At 63.8% G+C, this 19,056-nt stretch carries 23 protein-coding genes; 15 read left to right on the forward strand and 8 right to left on the reverse strand.

Going from position 1 to position 19,056, the window contains the following annotated elements; translation table 11 throughout:
• Window positions 1-53: 53 nt before the first annotated feature.
• The 6 genes from radC to CK627_RS04585 all read left to right on the forward strand — a co-directional run bounded on the left by radC (window position 54) and on the right by CK627_RS04585 (window position 3,732).
• A complete protein-coding gene (gene radC / locus CK627_RS04560) occupies window positions 54-728 on the forward strand; it encodes a RadC family protein (RefSeq protein ID WP_005307485.1) in 675 nt (224 codons plus the stop codon).
• 136 nt (window positions 729-864) lie between these two features.
• Window positions 865-1,101, forward strand: coding sequence for a 50S ribosomal protein L28 (gene rpmB, locus CK627_RS04565; protein WP_005307492.1), 237 nt, complete (start codon window positions 865-867; stop codon window positions 1,099-1,101).
• Between the two features lie 11 nt (window positions 1,102-1,112).
• The gene (rpmG, locus tag CK627_RS04570; RefSeq protein WP_005307500.1) at window positions 1,113-1,280 is read left to right on the forward strand and encodes a 50S ribosomal protein L33; all 168 of its coding nucleotides are present in this window, start codon (window positions 1,113-1,115) and stop codon (window positions 1,278-1,280) included.
• Between the two features lie 93 nt (window positions 1,281-1,373).
• Complete coding sequence (locus CK627_RS04575; RefSeq protein WP_019840084.1) at window positions 1,374-1,829, forward strand: hypothetical protein; 456 nt, start codon at window positions 1,374-1,376, stop codon at window positions 1,827-1,829.
• A gap of 30 nt (window positions 1,830-1,859) precedes the next feature.
• Window positions 1,860-2,672, forward strand: coding sequence for a bifunctional DNA-formamidopyrimidine glycosylase/DNA-(apurinic or apyrimidinic site) lyase (gene mutM, locus CK627_RS04580; RefSeq protein ID WP_005307507.1), 813 nt, complete (start codon window positions 1,860-1,862; stop codon window positions 2,670-2,672).
• A gap of 178 nt (window positions 2,673-2,850) precedes the next feature.
• A complete protein-coding gene (locus CK627_RS04585; protein WP_043171445.1) occupies window positions 2,851-3,732 on the forward strand; it encodes a VirK/YbjX family protein in 882 nt (293 codons plus the stop codon).
• 55 nt (window positions 3,733-3,787) lie between these two features.
• Here the strand turns inward: CK627_RS04585 and coaD are convergent, their stop codons facing one another.
• Window positions 3,788-4,270 (reverse strand): pantetheine-phosphate adenylyltransferase, encoded by a 483-nt coding sequence (gene coaD / locus CK627_RS04590; RefSeq protein ID WP_042007869.1) that lies wholly within the window; start codon window positions 4,268-4,270, stop codon window positions 3,788-3,790.
• Window positions 4,271-4,492: 222 nt separating this feature from the next.
• Here coaD and CK627_RS04595 point away from each other — a divergent pair, with 222 nt between their 5' ends.
• Window positions 4,493-5,536, forward strand: a complete 1,044-nt coding sequence (locus CK627_RS04595) for a glycosyltransferase family 9 protein (RefSeq protein WP_005307516.1) — start codon at window positions 4,493-4,495, stop codon at window positions 5,534-5,536.
• 87 nt (window positions 5,537-5,623) lie between these two features.
• On the opposite strand, the gene CK627_RS04600 is transcribed toward CK627_RS04595, so the two are convergent.
• Window positions 5,624-6,412 (reverse strand): glycosyltransferase family 2 protein, encoded by a 789-nt coding sequence (locus CK627_RS04600; protein WP_017786119.1) that lies wholly within the window; start codon window positions 6,410-6,412, stop codon window positions 5,624-5,626.
• Between the two features lie 241 nt (window positions 6,413-6,653).
• On the opposite strand from CK627_RS04600, the gene waaF reads away from it, so the two are divergent.
• Both waaF and waaA read left to right on the forward strand, forming a co-directional pair.
• A complete protein-coding gene (waaF, locus tag CK627_RS04605; protein ID WP_010635520.1) occupies window positions 6,654-7,763 on the forward strand; it encodes a lipopolysaccharide heptosyltransferase II in 1,110 nt (369 codons plus the stop codon).
• A gap of 1 nt (window position 7,764) precedes the next feature.
• Complete coding sequence (gene waaA, locus CK627_RS04610) at window positions 7,765-9,030, forward strand: lipid IV(A) 3-deoxy-D-manno-octulosonic acid transferase (protein WP_095591773.1); 1,266 nt, start codon at window positions 7,765-7,767, stop codon at window positions 9,028-9,030.
• 65 nt (window positions 9,031-9,095) lie between these two features.
• Here the strand turns inward: waaA and ulaA are convergent, their stop codons facing one another.
• The 3 genes from ulaA to CK627_RS04625 are packed head-to-tail and all read right to left on the reverse strand — an operon-like array spanning window position 9,096 to window position 11,176.
• Window positions 9,096-10,352, reverse strand: a complete 1,257-nt coding sequence (gene ulaA / locus CK627_RS04615) for a PTS ascorbate transporter subunit IIC (protein WP_005307528.1) — start codon at window positions 10,350-10,352, stop codon at window positions 9,096-9,098.
• 60 nt (window positions 10,353-10,412) lie between these two features.
• Window positions 10,413-10,700, reverse strand: a complete 288-nt coding sequence (locus tag CK627_RS04620) for a PTS sugar transporter subunit IIB (protein WP_016349013.1) — start codon at window positions 10,698-10,700, stop codon at window positions 10,413-10,415.
• A 32-nt stretch (window positions 10,701-10,732) separates the two neighbouring features.
• Complete coding sequence (locus CK627_RS04625) at window positions 10,733-11,176, reverse strand: PTS sugar transporter subunit IIA (RefSeq protein WP_005307534.1); 444 nt, start codon at window positions 11,174-11,176, stop codon at window positions 10,733-10,735.
• 252 nt (window positions 11,177-11,428) lie between these two features.
• Here CK627_RS04625 and CK627_RS04630 point away from each other — a divergent pair, with 252 nt between their 5' ends.
• The 4 genes from CK627_RS04630 (at window position 11,429) to CK627_RS04645 (ending at window position 14,129) form a co-directional block, all read left to right on the forward strand.
• Window positions 11,429-12,451 carry a LacI family DNA-binding transcriptional regulator gene (locus tag CK627_RS04630; protein WP_017766511.1) on the forward strand — a complete coding sequence of 341 codons (1,023 nt, stop codon included), beginning with the start codon at window positions 11,429-11,431 and terminating at the stop codon, window positions 12,449-12,451.
• A gap of 29 nt (window positions 12,452-12,480) precedes the next feature.
• Window positions 12,481-13,461, forward strand: coding sequence for an acrylyl-CoA reductase (NADPH) (gene acuI / locus CK627_RS04635; RefSeq protein WP_095591774.1), 981 nt, complete (start codon window positions 12,481-12,483; stop codon window positions 13,459-13,461).
• Between the two features lie 74 nt (window positions 13,462-13,535).
• Window positions 13,536-13,658 carry a hypothetical protein gene (locus CK627_RS23140; protein WP_005307545.1) on the forward strand — a complete coding sequence of 41 codons (123 nt, stop codon included), beginning with the start codon at window positions 13,536-13,538 and terminating at the stop codon, window positions 13,656-13,658.
• Window positions 13,659-13,787: 129 nt separating this feature from the next.
• A complete protein-coding gene (locus CK627_RS04645) occupies window positions 13,788-14,129 on the forward strand; it encodes a DUF2799 domain-containing protein (RefSeq protein WP_095591775.1) in 342 nt (113 codons plus the stop codon).
• Window positions 14,130-14,133: 4 nt separating this feature from the next.
• Here CK627_RS04645 and CK627_RS04650 read toward each other — a convergent pair whose 3' ends face one another.
• Window positions 14,134-14,304 carry a hypothetical protein gene (locus CK627_RS04650; protein WP_095591776.1) on the reverse strand — a complete coding sequence of 57 codons (171 nt, stop codon included), beginning with the start codon at window positions 14,302-14,304 and terminating at the stop codon, window positions 14,134-14,136.
• Between the two features lie 105 nt (window positions 14,305-14,409).
• Window positions 14,410-14,844, reverse strand: coding sequence for a flagellar basal body-associated FliL family protein (locus tag CK627_RS04655; RefSeq protein ID WP_005307553.1), 435 nt, complete (start codon window positions 14,842-14,844; stop codon window positions 14,410-14,412).
• Window positions 14,845-14,989: 145 nt separating this feature from the next.
• Here CK627_RS04655 and CK627_RS04660 point away from each other — a divergent pair, with 145 nt between their 5' ends.
• The gene (locus CK627_RS04660; RefSeq protein WP_095591777.1) at window positions 14,990-15,526 is read left to right on the forward strand and encodes a chorismate--pyruvate lyase family protein; all 537 of its coding nucleotides are present in this window, start codon (window positions 14,990-14,992) and stop codon (window positions 15,524-15,526) included.
• Window positions 15,523-16,386: a 4-hydroxybenzoate octaprenyltransferase gene (gene ubiA, locus CK627_RS04665; RefSeq protein ID WP_005307559.1), complete on the forward strand. Its 864-nt coding sequence runs from the start codon at window positions 15,523-15,525 to the stop codon at window positions 16,384-16,386. Before CK627_RS04660 ends, ubiA begins: the two co-directional genes overlap by 4 nt.
• Before the next feature lie 61 nt (window positions 16,387-16,447).
• Here ubiA and plsB read toward each other — a convergent pair whose 3' ends face one another.
• A complete protein-coding gene (gene plsB / locus CK627_RS04670; RefSeq protein ID WP_095591778.1) occupies window positions 16,448-18,871 on the reverse strand; it encodes a glycerol-3-phosphate 1-O-acyltransferase PlsB in 2,424 nt (807 codons plus the stop codon).
• Between the last annotated feature and the right edge of the window lie 185 nt (window positions 18,872-19,056).

Genomic DNA, 19,056 nt, shown 5'->3' on the forward strand with positions numbered 1-19,056 from the left:
GCTCCCGTGATTTCTTTGCTATGTTTTCTCTCAATAGCGCAAAGGAGAGACAAATGAGCATCAAGGAGTGGCCAGAGGATGAACGACCTCGTGAGAAGCTGCTGCGTCACGGCCCGGGCGGCTTGTCCGATGCCGAGTTGCTGGCGATCTTCCTGCGTACCGGGGTTAGTGGCCTGAGTGCGGTCGATCTCTCCCGCAACCTGTTGAATCAGTTCGGATCGTTGCGCAATCTGCTGGGGGCGGACCGACGTGCCTTCTGCGAGGCGCATGGCCTGGGCCCGGCCAAATATGCTCAGCTGCAGGCGGTGCTGGAGATGGGTAAACGCCATCTGGCGCAGCAGCTGCAGCGGGGGGATGCGCTCACCTCGCCCCAGCTGACCAGAGACTATCTGCAGGCCCAGCTGCGGGATCGGCCGCGGGAGGTGTTTGCCCTGCTGCTGCTCGACAATCAGCACAGAGTGATTCAATTCGTTGAACTTTTTTACGGCACCCTCGACTCGGCGAGCGTCTGGCCCAGAGAAATCGTGCAGATCGCACTCAAACATAATGCAGCCGCCGTGATTCTGGCGCATAATCACCCGTCCGGCGTCGCCGAGCCCAGTAGGGCCGACCGCCAGATCACGGATCGGATCACGGCCGCCCTGGCCCTGATCGATATCAGAGTGCTGGATCACTTGGTGATCGGTGATGGCATCACGGTTTCTTTCGCCGAGCGCGGTTGGTTATGACTGTGCTCTGGCGCCGTATTAGTTGATCTTTGATCACGGATGCTGTATAAAATGCCGCCTTCTGTTTGCCCCGCAATCGAAGGCCAGCGGGGCAGATATTTGCTCGAGCAATGAAGTAAGATTTGGAGAGACTGACATGTCTAGAGTATGCCAAGTAACCGGCAAGCGCCCGGCAGTTGGTAACAACCGTTCGCACGCTAACAACGCTACCAAGCGTCGTTTCCTGCCGAACCTGCACACTCACCGTTTCTGGGTTGAGAGTGAAAAACGCTTCGTAAGCCTGCGCGTATCCGCAAAAGGCATGCGTATCATCGACAAGCGTGGCGTTGAAGTGGTTCTGGCTGAACTGCGCGCCAGCGGTGTTAAGGTATAAGGAATTAGATCATGGCTAAAGGTATTCGCGAGAAGATTCGCCTGAACTCCAGCGCCGGTACTGGTCACTTCTATACCACTACCAAAAACAAGCGCACCATGCCCGAAAAAATGGAAATCAAAAAGTTTGATCCCGTTGTTCGTCAGCATGTGATCTACAAGGAAGGCAAAATCAAGTAATTACTTGATGCTGCATTCCCAAAAACCCGGCCCTGTGCCGGGTTTTTTTATGGTCGGAATTCAGTACACTGCCGGTTCGAAGGGAGGCTTGTCATGTTCAAATTGAGCCGCAGAGGCTGGAACAACGTGATCATCGTGGTGGTGTTGATCGTGATCACCCTGTTGCACCGGCTGGAGATCGCCCAGCAGGAAAACAGCGCCAAGCGGGCGCGCCCGCTGTTGCCGGAGAGCGCCGTTGTGCTCACCTGGCAGGGGCCGAGCTGGCAGATAGAGCGCATCGGACAGGGCTGGCGCAGCGGGCCGGATCTGGGGCTCAGCAGTGCCCAGCTGGCGGCGCACATCGAGGCCTGGCAGGGCTGGTTGCTGCCGCCCGGCGAAGCCGTGCGCGGCAATCCGGTTACCCTCAAGATCTGGGTCGCTGGCCAGAGCGACCCCATCGAGGTGGGGCTCTATCAGGATGACGGCAAGTTTGCCGCCCTGCTGCCCCCCTCGACCTGGCTCAGCCTGAGCCAGGAGCAGTATCGCAGCCTGCTGCGTCCCGCTCCCTAACCCATTTTTCAGCGTCAGCACGAGGATCCCATGCCTGAATTACCGGAAGTCGAAGTCAGCCGCCAGGGCATATCGCCCTGGCTTACCGGCATCAAGGTCACTAGGGTGGTGGTGCGGGACGGCCGTCTGCGCTGGCCGGTGCCGGGGGAGATCCAGGAGCTGGTGGACCTCACCATCCACCGGGTCAGCCGCCGCGCCAAGTACCTGCTGCTGGAGACCGACTTCGGTACCGCCATCCTCCATCTGGGCATGTCGGGCAGCCTGCGGGTGCTGGACATCGGCACCCCGGCCGAGAAGCACGATCACGTGGATATCGAGCTCGAGAACGGCAAGCTGCTGCGGCTCAACGATCCGCGCCGCTTCGGCGCCCTGCTGTGGACCCGCGAGCCGGCCGAGGCACATGCGCTGCTGGCCAAGCTGGGGCCAGAGCCGCTCACCGACGCCTTCAATGCCGATTACCTGCGTGAGCGCGCCAAGGGGCGCAGCACCGCCATCAAGACCTTCCTGATGGACAACCATGTGGTGGTCGGGGTGGGCAACATCTACGCCAACGAGGCGCTCTATGCCGCCGGCATTCATCCCAAGCGGGCGGCGGGCAACATCAGCGCCGAGCGGCTGAGTACCCTGGTAGGGGAGATAAAGCGGGTGCTGGCCGAGGCGATTCGGCAGGGGGGCACCACCCTCAAGGATTTCACCAGTGCAGATGGCAAACCGGGTTATTTCGTGCAGCAGTTGCAGGTCTACGGGCGGGGCGGCCAGCCCTGTTTTCACTGCCACACCCTGCTCAGCGAAATCCGGCTGGGACAGCGTACGACTGTGTTCTGCTCCCACTGTCAGCGCTGAATTGCGGTTTTTTCGGCCTGAAACGGCCAAGTTGTAAGAGAGTATTTCCAGTCTGTTGAATATTTGCTCGCCCGTCACTACTATCTCGGCCGTTCAGGCGGTTTGAGACAATAAAATGACAGCTAAATCAATAGACTGGGACCATTTGTCCCGGCAGGGGCACTATTGTGCCCAAAAAATGGCGCGCTTCCTCTATCCCGATGACAGCGCCCGCAAGACCTTCAATCGCGCCAAGTTCGTGCTGCGCAGTCTGCTTTATCGGCAGCAGCTGAGCCGGGTGTTCGAGCTGTTCCAGGCCGAACCGCTCAAGGCCCTGCCTGCCCACTATCCCGAGCTGCTCGACAAGCCGATGCGACCCTATCGCTTCGCCGGCTCCACCGCGACCGAGCGGGCCGAGATGCTGGAAAACCACTATCGGCTGATGCTGGCTCGCTACCCGGATCTGATCGACCCGCTCTATCTGGGGGATGGCATCGAGCTTGGCCGTTATCCCGAGAGCGGCTGCCGCATCGTGCTGCGCCACGACGGCACCTTCCGCCGCGAGGCGGAGCTGGCCCTCTCCATCGTCGACCCGCAGGGCAAGCGGCTCTACAGCTGCGCCTTCTCGCTGGCCGGCACCCCCAACCAGCTGGCGGTGGTGATCGGTTCGGTACAGGGCCCGGAGCCCTGCATCGAGCAGGCGCAGGACAAGGTGCGTGCGCTGACCAAGGAGGGCCACGGTGTGCGGCCCAAGTCGCTGGTGGTGATGCTGGTGATGCAGCTGGCCGAGGCGATGCAGGCCGAGCATATCTCGGCGGTGCGGATGAAGGCCCACATCTATCAGGCCCGTCGCTACAGCAAGAAGAAGAAGGCCTGTCTGCAGGCGGACTATGACGAGCTGTGGCAGGAGTTCGGCGCCACCGATCTGGACGCCAACTTCGTGCGGCTGCAGCCCGCCCAGCGCAAACCGCTGGAGGAGATCGCCTCCAAGAAGCGGGCCATGTACCGGCGCCGCTACGAGTGGCTCGATCAGCTGACCCTGGCAGGCCAGCAGCTGCTGGGCCCGCGTCTGGCGGGCTGAGCCGCACAGGCCCCCCAGCAGCAAACAGGCTACCCTCGGGTAGCCTGTTTCGTTGTTATCTGGTCTGTTTGGCCTTGATGGCGGCCGCTACTATGGGGTCGACGAACTGACGGATGTCGCCGCCGTGCAGGGCCACCTCCTTCACCAGGGTGGAGGAGATGAAGGAGTTCTCCTCGGCCGGGGTGAGGAACACGCTCTCCAGCTCCGGCATCAGACGGCGATTCATGTTGGCCAGCTGAAACTCGTATTCGAAGTCGGAGACGGCGCGCAGACCGCGGATCAGCACGTTGGCCTGCTGCTCCTTGGCAAAGTCCACCAGCAGGCCGGAGAAGCCGACCACCTTGACGTTGGGCAGGTGGGCGGTCACCTGGCGGGCCAGCTGCACCCGCTCGTCCAGATCGAACAGCGGCCGTTTGCTCGGGCTGTTGGCCACCCCGACCACCACCTGGTCAAACAGTCTGGCGGCCCGGCCGATGAGATCGGTGTGGCCGTTGGTGACGGGATCGAAGGTGCCGGGATAGATTACCTTGTTGGTCATGCTGCTGATTCCTGCAACCGGGAAATTTGGTCGCATTATAGGGTCTGTTGGGGGATTGGCGCGACCGCAATGGGGCGAGTTTTGGCGCCCCGATGGCGGCTTTGCCGCGTCAAATCAGCACCGACGGGCGTCTTCGCTTGAGAATAGCGATACATCAGGCAAGAATACCGCATCGCGCATCAAGCCTCCTTGCGTTGGTGACAGGGAGCAAAGGGATTTTTTATGAAACGTATTCTGGTAGTCCGCAATGACAAGATTGGTGACTTCATGCTGGCCTGGCCGAGTTTTGCCATGCTCAAGCGTTCCATGGAGTGTCATGTGACTGCCCTGGTTCCCGCCTACACGGCGCCGCTGGCCCGCCTCTGCCCCTGGATTGACGAGATCATCCTGGATCCGGGCTCACGGGCCGACAAGGAACAACAACGTGCCTTGCAGGCACGCATCAAGGCGGCCGCCTTCGATGCCTCCATCTGCCTCTTCTCCAACTCCCGCAACGCCATGCTGGTGTGGAAGGCGCACATTCCCTACCGGCTGGCGCCGGCCACCAAGCTGGCCCAGGTGCTCTACAACCAGCGCCTGATCCAGCGCCGCTCCCGCTCCCAGAAGCCGGAGTACGAATACAACCTGGATCTGGTGCGCCGTTTCCTTGCCGACCAGCAGGTGAGCGCGGTGGAGCCGCAGGGCCCCTACCTCAGCTTCGATGCCGAGAGCCTGCAACAGGTGCGCGAGCAGGTTGCCGCCCGCCTGCGGCTCGATGCCGGTCGCCCCTGGCTGATGGTGCATGCCGGCAGCGGCGGCTCGGCCAACAACCTTTCCATCGAGCAGTACGCCCGCCTCATCATCAAGCTCAACCAGGCCTGTCCCGAGTTGCAGTGCATCCTGACGGCGGGGCCGGGGGAGGAGAAGATCGCCGAACAGCTGGCGGCCGAGCTGCTGGCCCACGGCGGCAACGGCTGGATCTACCGCTCCGAGGAGGGGCTGCCCAAGTTCTGCCAGGTGATGGCCAACGCCGCCCTGTTCGTGGCGGGCAGCACAGGGCCGCTGCACATCGCCGCGGCGCTGGATGTGCCCACCATCGGCTTCTTCCCGGCGCACCGCTCGGCAACGCCGCTGCGCTGGCGTCCGCTCAACAGCGAGGGGCGCCACCTGGCGTTCAGCCCGCCGGAAGACAGCGATCACCCGGAAGACATGAGCCAGCTCGATCCCAAGACCATGGCGGCGGCGATCGCCCGCTGGGCACCGCCGTTCTGGCGCAGCGAGCAGTGATAGCGGATAGCGCAAATGCAGACAGGGCCCTTGAAGGGCCCTGTCTCGTATGGGGGCTGCTCGCTGGCAGCGCCCGTCTGCGGCGGCTTACTTGTCAGCCTGTCCCGGTGCCTGCGGCTGCTGGCGGATCCAGAGGTCGGCGTACTTCACGAAGGTGGAATGGGCCGACAGGATGGCCAGCAGGAGCCCCTGCTTGCCGTCGAGGAAGCCGGCCTTGAGCAGGTACATCTTGAGGAAGCAGCCCAGCGCGTGCACCAGCCCCTGGCCGAGGGAGCCCTTCTTGCCGCGGGCGGTGCGCTGATCGGCCCAGGCGCGGGCATAGCCGGCGGATTTGACCAGGTAGTGCTCCAGATCCCGATAGGTGAAGTGGAGCAGGTCGCCGTGCAGGTTGACGATCTTCATGTTGGCGCGCACCTCAACCTTCTCGTGCACCAGCACCTCGTTGTAGCTGGTGAGATCCTTGGGATAGAGGCGCAGCACCCGGTCCGGGTACCAGCCGCTGTGGCGGATGAAGCGGCCGAACACCCAGGAGAGGCGCGGGATCGAGTAGATGGTGTCGCTGGCCGGGTTGGCCATGACGGCGGCGATGGCGGCTTTCAGCTCGGGGGTGAGCCGCTCGTCCGCATCCAGCCACAGCACCCAGTCGGATTGCACGTGGGACTGGGCGAGCCGGCGTTGGCGGCCGAAGCCTGGCCACACCGGATTGACGAAGAAGCGGGCGCCGAATTCGGCGGCGATGGCCGGGGTCTCGTCCTGGCTGCCGGAGTCCATGATGACGATCTCGTCGACCAGTCCGTCGAGGGAGGCGAGGCAGGGGCGCAGGTTTTCGGCTTCATTCTTGACGATAAGGACAGCCGCCAGAGTCGGTTTGTTCACGGATTAAAGGCCCTTGTTGGCGCCCGCCTGGCGGGCCATGCTCAAATTGGCGCCCATTCTAGCCTAAAACGGCAGGCGGAGCATGGTTCCGGCGGCGGGATGAGTGTTGGTTTCAAATGGGTTGTTTTTTGGCGCCAGGATGCATGGCAGCGGGATCTTCTGTTATTTCTCGGGCCATTCTTCGGGCATAATCTCGGCCAGCAACGATTAACCGCAGGGCGTGGCCCTGGAGAAGTGCGAGATGAAAATATTGGTGATCGGCCCCTCCTGGGTCGGCGACATGGTGATGTCCCAGAGCCTCTACAAGGCGATCAAGGCCAACCACCCCGACAGCGAGCTGCACGTGATGGCGCCCGCCTGGTGTGGTGCCCTGCTGGAGCGGATGCCGGAGGTGGACAAGGCCATCCCGATGCCGCTCGGTCACGGCGACTTCAAGCTGGGAGCCCGCCGCCGGCTCGGCAAGCAGCTGGCGGCCGAAAAGTACGATCAGGCCATCATCCAGCCCAACTCCATGAAGTCGGCGCTGATCCCCTGGTTTGCCCGCATCCCGGTGCGCACCGGCTGGAAGGGCGAGCACCGCTTCGGCCTGCTCAACGACATGCGCAGCAACAAGTCCGCCTTTCCGCTGATGGTGGAGGCCTACCTGGCACTGGCCTATCCCAAGGCGCAGATGAAGAGCCGGGCCGACATCCCGACCATTCCCCAGCCGGCCCTCAACGTCGATCTCGTCAATCAGGAGAAGGCGCTGGCGCGGCTCGGGCTGGATCGCGCCCGCCCGGTGCTGGTGCTCTGCCCGGGGGCCGAGTTCGGCCCGGCCAAGCGCTGGCCGGAGGGCCACTACGCCGTGGTGGCGCAAAAGCACCTCGACGAGGGCTGGCAGGTGTGGATCTTCGGCTCCGGCAAGGACGCGGTGGTGGCCAACACCATCCGCGACCGGATCAACCCGCTGTCGCGCCCCAACTGCCACGTGCTGGCGGGCAAGACCAGCCTGTACGAGGCGATCGACCTGATGGCGCTGGCCGGGCGGGTGATCGCCAACGACTCCGGCCTGATGCACGTCGCCGCCGCCCTCAACCGGCCGCTGATCGGGGTCTATGGCTCCACCTCGCCGCTCTACACCCCGCCGCTGGCGGACCGGGTCGAGATCGTCCACACCGACATCGAGTGCCGCCCCTGCTTCAAGCGCACCTGCAAGTTCGGTCACCTCAAGTGCCTGATCGAGCTGATGCCGGAGCAGGTCATCGAGGCCGGCCGCCGGCTGGAGTGCAGCGAGACGCCGGCCCCGCCGCTGGCGCCCGGCGAACCACCCCGTTTTGTCGCCGAGCCGGGCAAGCGCAGGGAGCCGCACTAGCATGGGCTATCGGCTGCTCTACAACCTGCTGATCCACCTGGGGCTGCCGCTGGCATTGCTGGCGCTCTACAAGCCGAAGAGGGGCAAACCAGGTTTTGGCAAGCGCTGGAGCGAGCACCTGGGGCTAACGCCCGCCACCGGGCAGGAGGCGCCGCTCTGGATCCATGCGGTGAGCGTGGGGGAGACGCTGGCCATCAGCCCCTTCATCCGCGCCCTCAAGGCCGAGCGGCCCTTCTTGCCGATCCTGCTCACCACCACCACCCGCACCGGCGCCGAGCAGGCTGCCAGGCTGGGGGATCTGGTGGAGCACCGCTACGCGCCGCTCGATTACCCCTGGGTGGTGGCGGCGTTCCTCAAGGCCGTCAAACCGCGCGCGCTCTGGGTGATGGAAACCGAACTGTGGCCAAACTGGCTGGCGGCCTGCGAGGCGCGTCACCTGCCGGTGACCATCATCAATGCCCGCCTCTCGGAGCGATCCTGCCGGCGTTACGCCCGTTTTCAGGGCGCCTTCGATGCTCTCAGCCGGCCGCTGACCCACCTGCTCTGCCAGCACCAGGACGACGCGGATCGCTTTCATCGGCTGGGAGTGGGACGCGAGCGGCTGGCGGTGACCGGCTCCATCAAGTTCGACATTCAGCTCGATGAGCAGGTGCAGGCCAAAGGTCGTGCCCTGCGCCAGTTGTTGGGGGCGGAGCGGCCGGTCTGGATTGCCGCCAGCACCCATCAGGGAGAGGACGAACAGGTGCTGGCCGCCTTTGATCTGTTGCTCAAACGTCATCCCGCTGCGCTGCTCATTCTGGTGCCGCGCCACCCCGAGCGGTTCGAGCGGGTGGCAGCGCTGTGCGCCCCCTACGGCTGCGTGCGGCGCACGGCGGGCAGTGCGGTGGGCGAGCGCGACAAGGTCTACCTGGGGGATACCATGGGCGAACTGCCGCTGATGCTGGCGGCGGCCGACGTGGCTTTCGTCGGCGGCAGCCTGGTCAAGGTGGGCGGCCACAACCTGCTGGAGCCTGCTGCGCTCGGCAAACCCTGCCTGAGCGGCCCCGCCTACTTCAACTTCAGCGACATCACCCGCCAGCTGGTGGCCCAGGGTGGCGCCGCCGTGGTGGCCGATGCCGCCGAGCTGGGGGAGCAGGTGAGCAGTCTGCTGGCCGACGAGAGCCGGCGCCGGGAGATGGGCGAGCAGGCCCGCGCCGTGGTGCTGCGCAACCAGGGAGCGCTGGCGCGCACCCTGTCTCACTGCCTCGCCAGCCTGGAGAACGACTGAGTCGGGAGTGGTGGGCATAAAAAAACGGAGCGCTTCGCGCTCCGTTTTGCATTTCAGAGACCGGCTCAGCGCATGATAAGGCCAAGCAGGATCCCTACCACACCGAAGTCGGCATCGCTGAAGGTGGTGTTGGCAAAGCCGAGATCCCCCAGCACCGGCAGCAGGAACACCGGCAGGAAGGTGATCAGCAGGCCATTGGCGAAGGCCCCGAGCATGGCACCGCGACGGCCGCCGGTGGCATTGCCGAACACCCCGGCCGCCGCGCCGACGAAGAAGTGCGGCACCACGCCCGGAATGATGACGGTGAGCCCCAGCAGATAGAGCAGCACCATGCCCACCAGACCCGCGGCAAAGCTCGACAGGAAGCCGATCAGCACCGCATTGGGGGCGTAGGGGAAGACGATGGGGCAGTCCAGCGCCGGCTTGGCGTTGGGCACCAGCTTGTCGGAGATCCCCTTGAAGGCCGGCACGATTTCGGCGATGACCATCCGTACCCCCTGCAGGATCACGTAGACCCCGGCGGCGAAGGTGATGGACTGCATCAGGGAGAACATGAACCAGTGCTTGCCCTTGGCGACTTCCGATACGTAATCCGCACCGGCAAACAGAGAGGTGATAAGGAAGATGATCCCCATGGTGAAGGAGATGGCCACCGGGGTATCGCGCAGGAACAGCAGGCTCTTGGGCACCTGCACCTCTTCGCTGCTGTGGGCCTTGTTGCCGAACTTGGCGCCGATCCAGCCGGCCAGCACGTAGGAGCAGGTGGAGAAGTGGCCGAGTGCCACGTCATCGGAGCCGGTGATCTGCTTCATGTAGGGGTGGGCGAGGGCCGGGAACAGCACCATGGTCACGCCGACCACCAAGCTGCCCACCGCGATGAGCGGGATGCCGCTCATGCCGCCGGCGGAGAGGATGGCCGCCACCATCATCGACATGAACAGGGTGTGGTGACCGGTCAGGAAGATGAACTTCCACGGGGTGAGCCGGGCGATCAGGATGTTCACCAGCATGGCGAAGAACATGATCATCGCCATCTCCTTGCCGAACGACTGCTGGGCGATGGAGACGATGGCCTCGTTGTTGGGTACCACCCCCTTGATGCCGAAGGCATGCTGGAAGATGGTGGCGAAGTCGCCCAGCGAGTTCACCACCAGGGTGGCGCCGGCCCCCAGGATGACGAAGCCCATGATGGTCTTGACCGTGCCCTTGATGCACTCGGTCACCGGTTTCTTCTGGGCGATCAGGCCGATGAGGGCGATCAGGCCAACCAGCACGGCCGGCTCCGACAGCACGTCAAACATCAGAAAATTGAAAAATTCCATGGTCAGCTCCAAGCAGATGGAAGCGGCGGCTCACCGGCCGCCCAGACAGTCGCAAAGGGGTTAGAGTGCGCCCAGTTCGCGCAGGGCGATGGCGAGTTTTTCTTTCATGGCGGCCTTGTCGACCATGTTGTCCAGCGAGACCAGCCGGCCGTCGACCCCCATGCTGACCAGCTGTTCGGCGATGTCGCGGGTGGCGACAAAGATCTCGGCGCTCTCGCTGCCGGCGGAGGCGAGATCCCGGTGATCCACCTCGGCCGTCACGGCCAGCTCCTTGAGAATGCTCTTGATGCTCATCTCCATCATCAGGCTGGTGCCCAGGCCGTGTCCGCATACAACCAGAATCTTCATGTTCTCTTCCTCTGTCGGGCGCAGGGCGCCACTCAATAACGCGCCAGGATGCGCAGGATGTCGTCTTTGCTGGTGGCCGCCATGATGGCCGCCACGTCTTCTTCATTCATGAACAGTTCGGCCAGCTGGGCGATGGTCTCCACGTGGGAGTTGCTGTCGCTGGCGGCCAGGGTTACCAGCAGCCGCACCGGGTCGTTGCCCTCGGAGCCGAAGTTGACCCCCTCCTTCAGCACGGTCAGCGCCAGTCCCAGCCGGTTGACGCCGTCTTCCGGGCGGGCGTGGGGCATGGCCAGGCCCGGGCCCAGCACGTAGTAGGGGCCGAGCTCCTCGTGGGAGCGATAGAGCGCCGCCACATAGGAGGGCTCGATGGTGCCGTTGGCCAGCAGGGGGGCGGTGGCCAGCTCGATGGCGTGACGCCAGTCGCGGGCGCCCGCTTCGATGGAAATGACCTCCTCGGTCAGCAATTGGGTCAGCATGGCAGTGTCCGGGCTGGATAAGATGGCGCCAATCTAGCGATCTTGCCGGCTGATAACTGTGAGCCTGATCGCGAAAGTTAGCGCTACCAGATAGCGCTAACATCGATCTGTGATAGCGCTATCATTTCTCTCACAGAAGGGATTCATCCTGCCCCTTGTCGGCCTCAAAGGGGGTAAAATCCGGTTTGAGCAAATAGTCAGTGCCCCGCTTTTGCCTTAAAGTGAGCACCCGTATGCCGAGGAAGGGAAAGGATGTCAGAAGCGAAGAAACGCCGTAGCACGGGTCGGGTGACCCTCAACGATGTGGCCCAGCTGGCCGGCGTGGGGGCCATGACGGTGTCGCGCGCCCTGCGCACCCCCGAGCTGGTGTCCGACAAGATGCGCGAGCGCATCGAGGCGGCGGTGGATGAACTCGGCTATATCCCCAACCGGGCGGCGGGGGCGCTGGCATCCGCCACCTCCCAGACCATAGTGGTGATCGTGCCCAGCCTGACCGACTGCGGCTGCGGCGAGGTGATCGCCGGGCTGCAGCAGAGCCTGCGCCGGGAGGGTTACCAGATCATGCTGGGGGATGCCCAGCACCTGAAACAGCAGGAAGAGAGCCTGCTGACCAGCTTTCTGCAGCACAATCCGGCGGCCGTGGTGCTGTTTGGCAGCGATCCCGGCGAGACCATCCGCCAGCGGCTGAAGGCGGCTCGCCTGCCGGTGGTGGAGGTGGGGGCCATGGCCCGCAGCCCCATCGACATGAACGTCGGGGTCTCCAACTTCGATGCCGGCTATCAGCTGACCCGCCACCTCATCGAGCGCGGCTACCGCAACATCGGTTTTCTCTGCGCCCGCCAGGAGCAGTGGATGCTGCAGCAGCGCATGCAGGGCTGGCAGAAGGCGCTGCTGGACAACTACCTCTCCCCCGACGCCATCATCAACACCTCGGAGCGACCCAGCTTCAGCACCGGGGCGGCCATGCTGGGGGAGTTCCTGCTGCGCTGGCCCGAGCTGGATGCACTGGTCTGCGTCAACGACGAGCTGGCGGCCGGGGTGCTGTTCGAATGCCAGCGTCGCCACCTGAACGTGCCGGGCAAGCTCGCCATCGCCGGTTTCGACGATCTGGACGTGGCGCGCGCCTGCTACCCGGCCCTCACCTCGGTCCGCATCCCCTATCAGCGGATGGGGCAGGAGGCGGCCGATCTCATCTTGCGTCAGCTGGCCGGTGAACCCGTCATGGGCTCGGCGCTGACCCTCGACTTTCAGCTGCAGAAGCGGCAAAGCAGCTGACCCTTTTCACACTCATCAAAGAGGCAACCATGTTCAAGGCTCTGTTACTGGAAAACCAAGAAGGCGAGACGGTACCGACCCTCACCCGGCTGGGCGAGAGCCAGCTGCCGGAAGGCGAAGTGCGGGTGGCGGTGAGTTACAGCTCCATCAACTACAAGGACGGGCTGGCCATCACCGGCAAGGGCAAGATAGTGCGCCAGTGGCCGCTGGTGCCCGGTATCGACTTCGCCGGTACCGTGCTCGAGTCTGCCGACGAGCGTTATCAGCCGGGCGACAAGGTAGTGTTGACCGGCTGGGGTGTGGGGGAAGGGCACTGGGGCGGCATGGCCGAACAGGCGCGGGTCAAGGCCGACTGGCTGGTGCCGCTGCCGGCCGGGCTGGATGAGCGCCAGGCCATGTGCATCGGCACCGCCGGCCTGACCGCCATGCTCTGCGTGCTGGCGCTGGAAGAGGCGGGGGTGACCCCGCAGAGCGGCGAGATCCTGGTGACTGGTGCCGCCGGCGGGGTGGGCTCTACTGCCGTCGCACTGCTGGCCGCGCTGGGTTATCAGGTGGCGGCGCTGACCGGTCGTCCCGAGGAGCAGGGCGAGATGCTGACCGCGCTCGGTGCCAGCCGCATCGTGCCGCGCAGCGAGCTGCTGGAGCCTGCCAAGCCGCTCGAGAAGCAGCTGTGGGCCGGGGCGATCGACAGTGTCGGCAGTCAGGTGCTGGCCAAGCTGCTGGCCCAGATGAACTACGGCGGCGCCGTGGCGGCCTGCGGTCTGGCGGGTGGCTTCGATCTGCCCACCAGCGTGATGCCCTTCATCTTGCGCAACGTGCGGTTGCAAGGGGTCGACTCGGTGATGTGCCCGCTGGCACGTCGCCAGCTGGCCTGGCAGCGACTGGCCCGGGATCTGCCCGCCAGCTTCTTCGCGCAGGCGGTGACCGAGATTGGACTGGAGCAGGTGGTGGAGGCCGCCGAGGCCATCACCCAGGGCAAGATTGCTGGCCGCACCCTGGTCAAACTTTGAACTCCCGCTGACTGGCGAGCCCCATTTTTCTGGATAGACTTTGAGTGCGGGTGCACTATCCAAGGAGAATGAGCATGGGTGGACACAAGCCGGATTACGACCTCGACGACGAGTGGGAGCCGGAATCCTGGGAGGACGAGCTGGATGAATGGGAAGACGAGAGCTGGCAGGACGATGACCCTCTCGATGACCAGTAATCCGCGTATTGAATACACAGGCGGGCCTCGGGCCCGCCTGTTTTTTTGGGCGGCTCACAGGAATGGGGAGAGGCACTTGGAGGCCGGCGGCGGGCTGGCTAGAATGAACTGCCCAAACGACACTCAAGGATGATTATGCGACTCTCGGTGATAGTGTTTGCCTCCCTGCTTGGGGGCTGTGCCTCCCATTCGGATGATCCGTGCGAGAAGGTGTGGAGCGAGGTGGGGGAGGCGGATGGCAAGCTGGGCCTGACCGCCGAGCGGGTCGAGTTCCATCAGGCCCAGTGCGGCGAGAAGGTGGATGCCGAGCTGTGGAAACAGGGACACCAGAAGGGGCTGGCCTGGTACTGCCGACCGGAACATCTCTATCTGGCGGGCCGTTCCGGTGAGGAGTACCGCGGGGTCTGCCCCAACGACGTCCAGGCACGCCGGCTGTTCGAGCAGGGGCGTCAGGGCTGGACCGATCAATAGCCGGTCAGGTTTCTTTCTCTTTCAACCGCAGCGGCTGACACAGATAGCTCTTGTCGTTGGCGCTGCGGGCACATTTGCCGCAGACGAACTTGGGTTTGCGCACGATTTTGCGCAGGGTCTTGAGATCGGCCGGGATCTCGCTGCGACGCCATTCACACAGGGTCTTGTTGCCCATTCCGACTACCTCGACAACTCAGTGGGCCCTAGTGTAATCAATTTTCATTTCTAAAGCAGCGAGCGGGCCCGGATGATCGCATGGCCCGCTCGTGATGACGGGACCTTACTGATAGAGGAATTTGGTGAAGATGAGCTCGCGTATCGCCTTCTTGCCGCTCTCTTTCACCAGCAGCTCGTTGGCCCGGGTCTCGCACTCCTTGCGCAGATCTTCACGGCTGACCAGGGACTTGATCTGATCGGCGGTCTTGCTGCCCATCAGGCGGATGATGGCGTCGCGGATCAGGGGGTCATGCTGCTCCAGCAGCTTGAGGTCGGCCTCGTTCTCGGCCATCAGCTCCACCGTCACCCGGACGTAGCCGAGGGTTTTACCGTCGCTCAGGTAGTTGGTGATGATGTCGGGATCCAGCAGGTGGTAGAGGAATCCCGGCTTGGCCGCCGCCGCTTCTCCTTCTGCGGGTGCTTCCCCCCCTTCGGAGGCATAGGCCTGGAGTGCACCGCAGCTCAGCAACAACACCAGCAGAAATTTGAATAGCTTCATATGGATGGCTCATCAGCAAGAGATACCCCATTTTTGATGTTGCCATCGGGGCCGTCAAGCACGGATGTTCTTACAATTCTCGATTGATTTACGGATAATAAACCGGATTTTAACCTGATAACGGAAATCTCCGGATGGTGAAGCTGTGAAGTCCGAGTTGACTGTTCCCCTTGTCCGGCTGGAGCCCTGGCGGACTCCCGCGCAGTGCGAGCCGCCCGAGGCCTTGCTGCCCTGGTTGCTGGAGGCGGACTCCATGACCCGGCGCCTGCGCCGCCACAATCGCCACTTTTCGGTGCAACTGCTCGGCAACCGCAGCGTCCCCCTCGATGCCGACGAGCAGCAGCTGGTGGCCGCCGATCATCCGGCTGGCCTGTGCCGCGAGGTGATCCTGCACGGTGATCGGGGGCCGGCCCTGCTGGGCTGGACTCTGTTCGCCGAGGCCGCCTTGCCGGACAGCGGCTTGCGCGAGCTGGGCGAGCAGCCTCTGGGTGAGCGTATCTTCGGTGACGAGCCTGCCCGGCGCGATCACCTGCAACTGGCCTGTTTCGAGATTGCGAGCAATCCCTGGTGCCCGGCCGGCATCGTGTGGGGACGCCGTTCCCGTCTGTTTCTGGGGCAATGGCCACTGCTGGTCCATGAACTCTTCTTGCCCTCTCTGTCATGCAACAAGGAGCTGGAGTGAATCTGTTAACCAAGGAGCGGGGACTGGCCTACGTGCAGTTGGCTCGCATCGACAAGCCCATCGGTACCCTGCTGCTGCTGTGGCCGACCCTGTGGGCGCTGTGGCTGGCGGCCGATGGCCTGCCGGATCTCTGGACCCTGCTGGTGTTCGTGGTGGGGGTGTTTCTGATGCGCTCCGCCGGTTGCGTCATCAACGACTATGCGGATCGCAACTTCGACGGTCACGTCAAGCGTACCGCCGGCCGGCCGCTGCCCATGGGCAAGGTCAAGCCGCGGGAGGTGCTGGCGCTGTTCGCCGTGCTGGCGCTCATCTCGTTCGCCCTGGTGCTGACCATGAACCCGCTCACCATAGGCCTGTCGTTCGCGGCCCTGCTGCTGGCGGTCTGCTACCCCTTCATGAAGCGCTACATCCCGATCCCCCAGCTGGTGCTCGGCATGGCCTTCTCCTGGTCCATTCCCATGGCCTACGCGGCCCAGGCCAACGCCCTGCCGGCCGTGGCCTGGCTGGTGTTTTTCGCCAACCTGCTGTGGACCATCGCCTACGACACCGAGTACGCCATGGTGGATCGGGACGATGACCTCAAGCTCGGCCTCAAGTCGAGCGCCATCCTGTTCGGCCGCCACGACAAGCGGATCATAGGCGCGCTGCAGCTGCTGACCCTGCTGATCCTGCTGCTGGTGGGCCAGCTGAGCGAGCTGGGATCCAGCTACTACTGGTCGTTGCTGGCGGCGGCGGCGCTGTTCGTCTATCAGCAGCGACTGATCCGCGAGCGGGCGCGGGAAGCCTGCTTCCAGGCGTTCCTCAACAACAACTACGTGGGGGCGCTGATCTTCGCCGGGGTGGTGATCAACTACCTGTGAACTCGCGTTCCCCCATGAAAAAGGCCGCAACATGCGGCCTTTTTCATGGGTGTGTACCTGCTCAGGTCCGGTTGCCCGCCTGAATGGTGCGGCGGATCTTGGTGCTGAGCAGCGGCACTATGTTGTCGGCCAGCGCCTGGAAGCGGCCCAGATCCGGCTTGCAGCCCGGATCCAGATAGCCTTCGCTGCGCAGGGTGTGGATCAGGGTGCTGAACAGCTTCTGGTCGAAGAACTCGGGGGCGTTGATGCCGTGCAGGGTGCCGAGGCGCTCCGCCATCATCAGGCCGTCCGCCTCCAGCTGCTCCGCCTCGATACGGGGCTGGGCCAGTACCCTGGTCAGCACGATGGCGTAGCGCTGCAGGGTCTCCTGGATGCTCTCGGCCAAGAGCAGCAGGCGGGTCTGGTTGACCGGATTGACCCAGAAGCCGCCGTCGCGGGCCTCGATCAGCTGCTGGCGCTGCAGTTCGGCCAGCAGGGCATCGATCAGCTCCGGCAGCTCATCCTCTTCGTAGCGCAGGAACAGCTCGGTCTTGAGCAGCGGGTAGATGTCGATGCAGCGGGCAACGATTTCGCTGCGGGAGATCCCCTCGCAGCGCTCGATCAGGGCCGCCACCAGCGAGGGTATGGCGAACAGATGGAGGATGTTGTTGCGGTAGTAGGTCAGCAGGATCGCCTGATAGCGGTCCAGGCTGATGATCTGCCCCAGCTTGTCCTCGCTCACCTCGAACTTGTTGAGCTCCACCGCCTGATCCAGCAGGGTCTTGGCATCCTCGGCCGGCATGGTGCTGTGCGGGCTGTAGGGCACCTGCTTGAGCAGGTCCAGATAGGTGTTGAGCTGGGCCTGCAGTTCGTCGCGGGTGAGGGCGTGGCGTTCGGCGGCCAGCAGCGCCAGTGCGCTCAGGGTCAGGCCGTTGACGGCGGCGGCGCCGTTGATGCGGGTCATCAGCAGCTCGGCCAGCTGGTTGACGGTGCCTGCCATCCACTCGGGGCGTTCCTCCTCGCCGATGTGCTCCTTCCAGGTCGGCACGTGTTCGTTGAGGTAGCTGTTGAGGGTCAGCGGCTCGCCGAAGTTGACGAAGCCGCGGCCGTAGTTGCGCAGCTTGCGCAGGATGCCGAGCACCTGCAGGAAGCTCTCCTTCTCCTTGCGGCTGCCCTTGAGCTCGTTGTGGTAGGTGTTCACCTCCATCACGTGCTCATAACCCAGGTAGACGGGGACGAAGGTGAGCGGTCGATCCAGTCCGCGCATCATGGCCTGCAGGGTCATCGCCAGCATGCCGGTCTTGGGTGGCAGCAGGCGACCGGTACGGGAGCGACCGCCCTCGGTGAAGAACTCCACCGAGTAGCCCTTGGCAAACAGCAGGTTGAGGTATTCCCGGAATACCGTGCTGTAGAGCGGGTTGCCCTTGAAGGTGCGGCGGATGAAGAAGGCGCCGCCGTGGCGGAAGATGGGGCCCGCCGGCCAGAAGTTGAGGTTGATGCCGGCCGCGATGTGGGGCGGCACCATGCCCTGGTGATAGATGACGTAGGAGAGCAGCAGGTAGTCCATGTGGCTGCGATGGCAGGGCACGTAGACGATCTCGTGACCCTCCTGGGCCAGCTGGCGCACCTTCTCGGCGCCGTTGACCGACAGGCCGCGATAGAGCTTGTTCCACAGCCAGCCGAGGAAGCTCTCGCCGAGCCGGATCAACCGGTAGGAGAAGTTGGAGGCGATCTCGTCCATGTAGCCATGAGCCCGTTTCTGGGCTTTATCGAGGCTGATCCCCTCGCGCTGGGCCTCCTCCTCGATGGCCTGCTGGATCACGCCAGAGTCGAGCAACTGCTTGAACAGCAGGTTGCGGTTGGGCAGCTTGGGCCCGGTGGCGGCCAGCTGCTGGCGGCTGAAGTGGGTGCGGGCCACCCGCGCCAGCTTGTGGGCGATGGCCTCGTCGGTGCCGTGCTTGTCCGCCATGTAGCGCAGGGAGAGCGGCGGAGAGAAGCGCACCAGGTTCTCGCGTCCTTTCAGGATCACGATCAGCGCCTTCTTGAGGCGGTTCGGTGCCAGGCTGCTGATGATGTTCCAGCCGGAGGCCTCCTCGCCTTCCCGACCCGGGGCACGGCCCCAGAACAGGGTGACGGGCACCACCTGGATGTCCAGCGCCGGATCCTGCTTGTGCAAATCCAGCAACTGGTGGAACTCCTGCAGGAAGGGGAGCGGCTTGCTGCGCTTGCCGAACAGGGGAGGCGGACGATCCAGACAGACATAGCGCGGCAGCAGCTGGCCGTTCAGCTCCAGCGGCGTGAAGGGGCCGGGCAGACCGAGATCCTCGCAGCACTGCTGCAGGGTCATCAGGTCGGTGATCGAGCTGGTCTTCAGGGCATAGACGATGGGTCTGGCCGGATCCAGCTTGAGTTCCGTGATGGGGTTTTCCGGCAGGCTCTTGTGATTGACCAAGCCGCTGACCGGCCATTGCAAGATGGCTCTGGAAATCTTCTGTCCAATGGACATGTGCGTCTGCTCTCCAAAAAAATGCGGCGTGAGCATAGCAAATCACCGACTGCTTGTCGCCGAGAGGTACGATGAGTCGGCTGCGCGGGATCAAAACCATGGCAAATGAACAGAGGGGCGCGACAAATGTCAGCTGCGGCTTGCCTTGGCCACTGCACTGTATATACTGCCAGTGTGCTGTATAA

Source organism: Aeromonas dhakensis, from assembly GCF_002285935.1.
Classification (GTDB): domain Bacteria; phylum Pseudomonadota; class Gammaproteobacteria; order Enterobacterales; family Aeromonadaceae; genus Aeromonas; species Aeromonas dhakensis.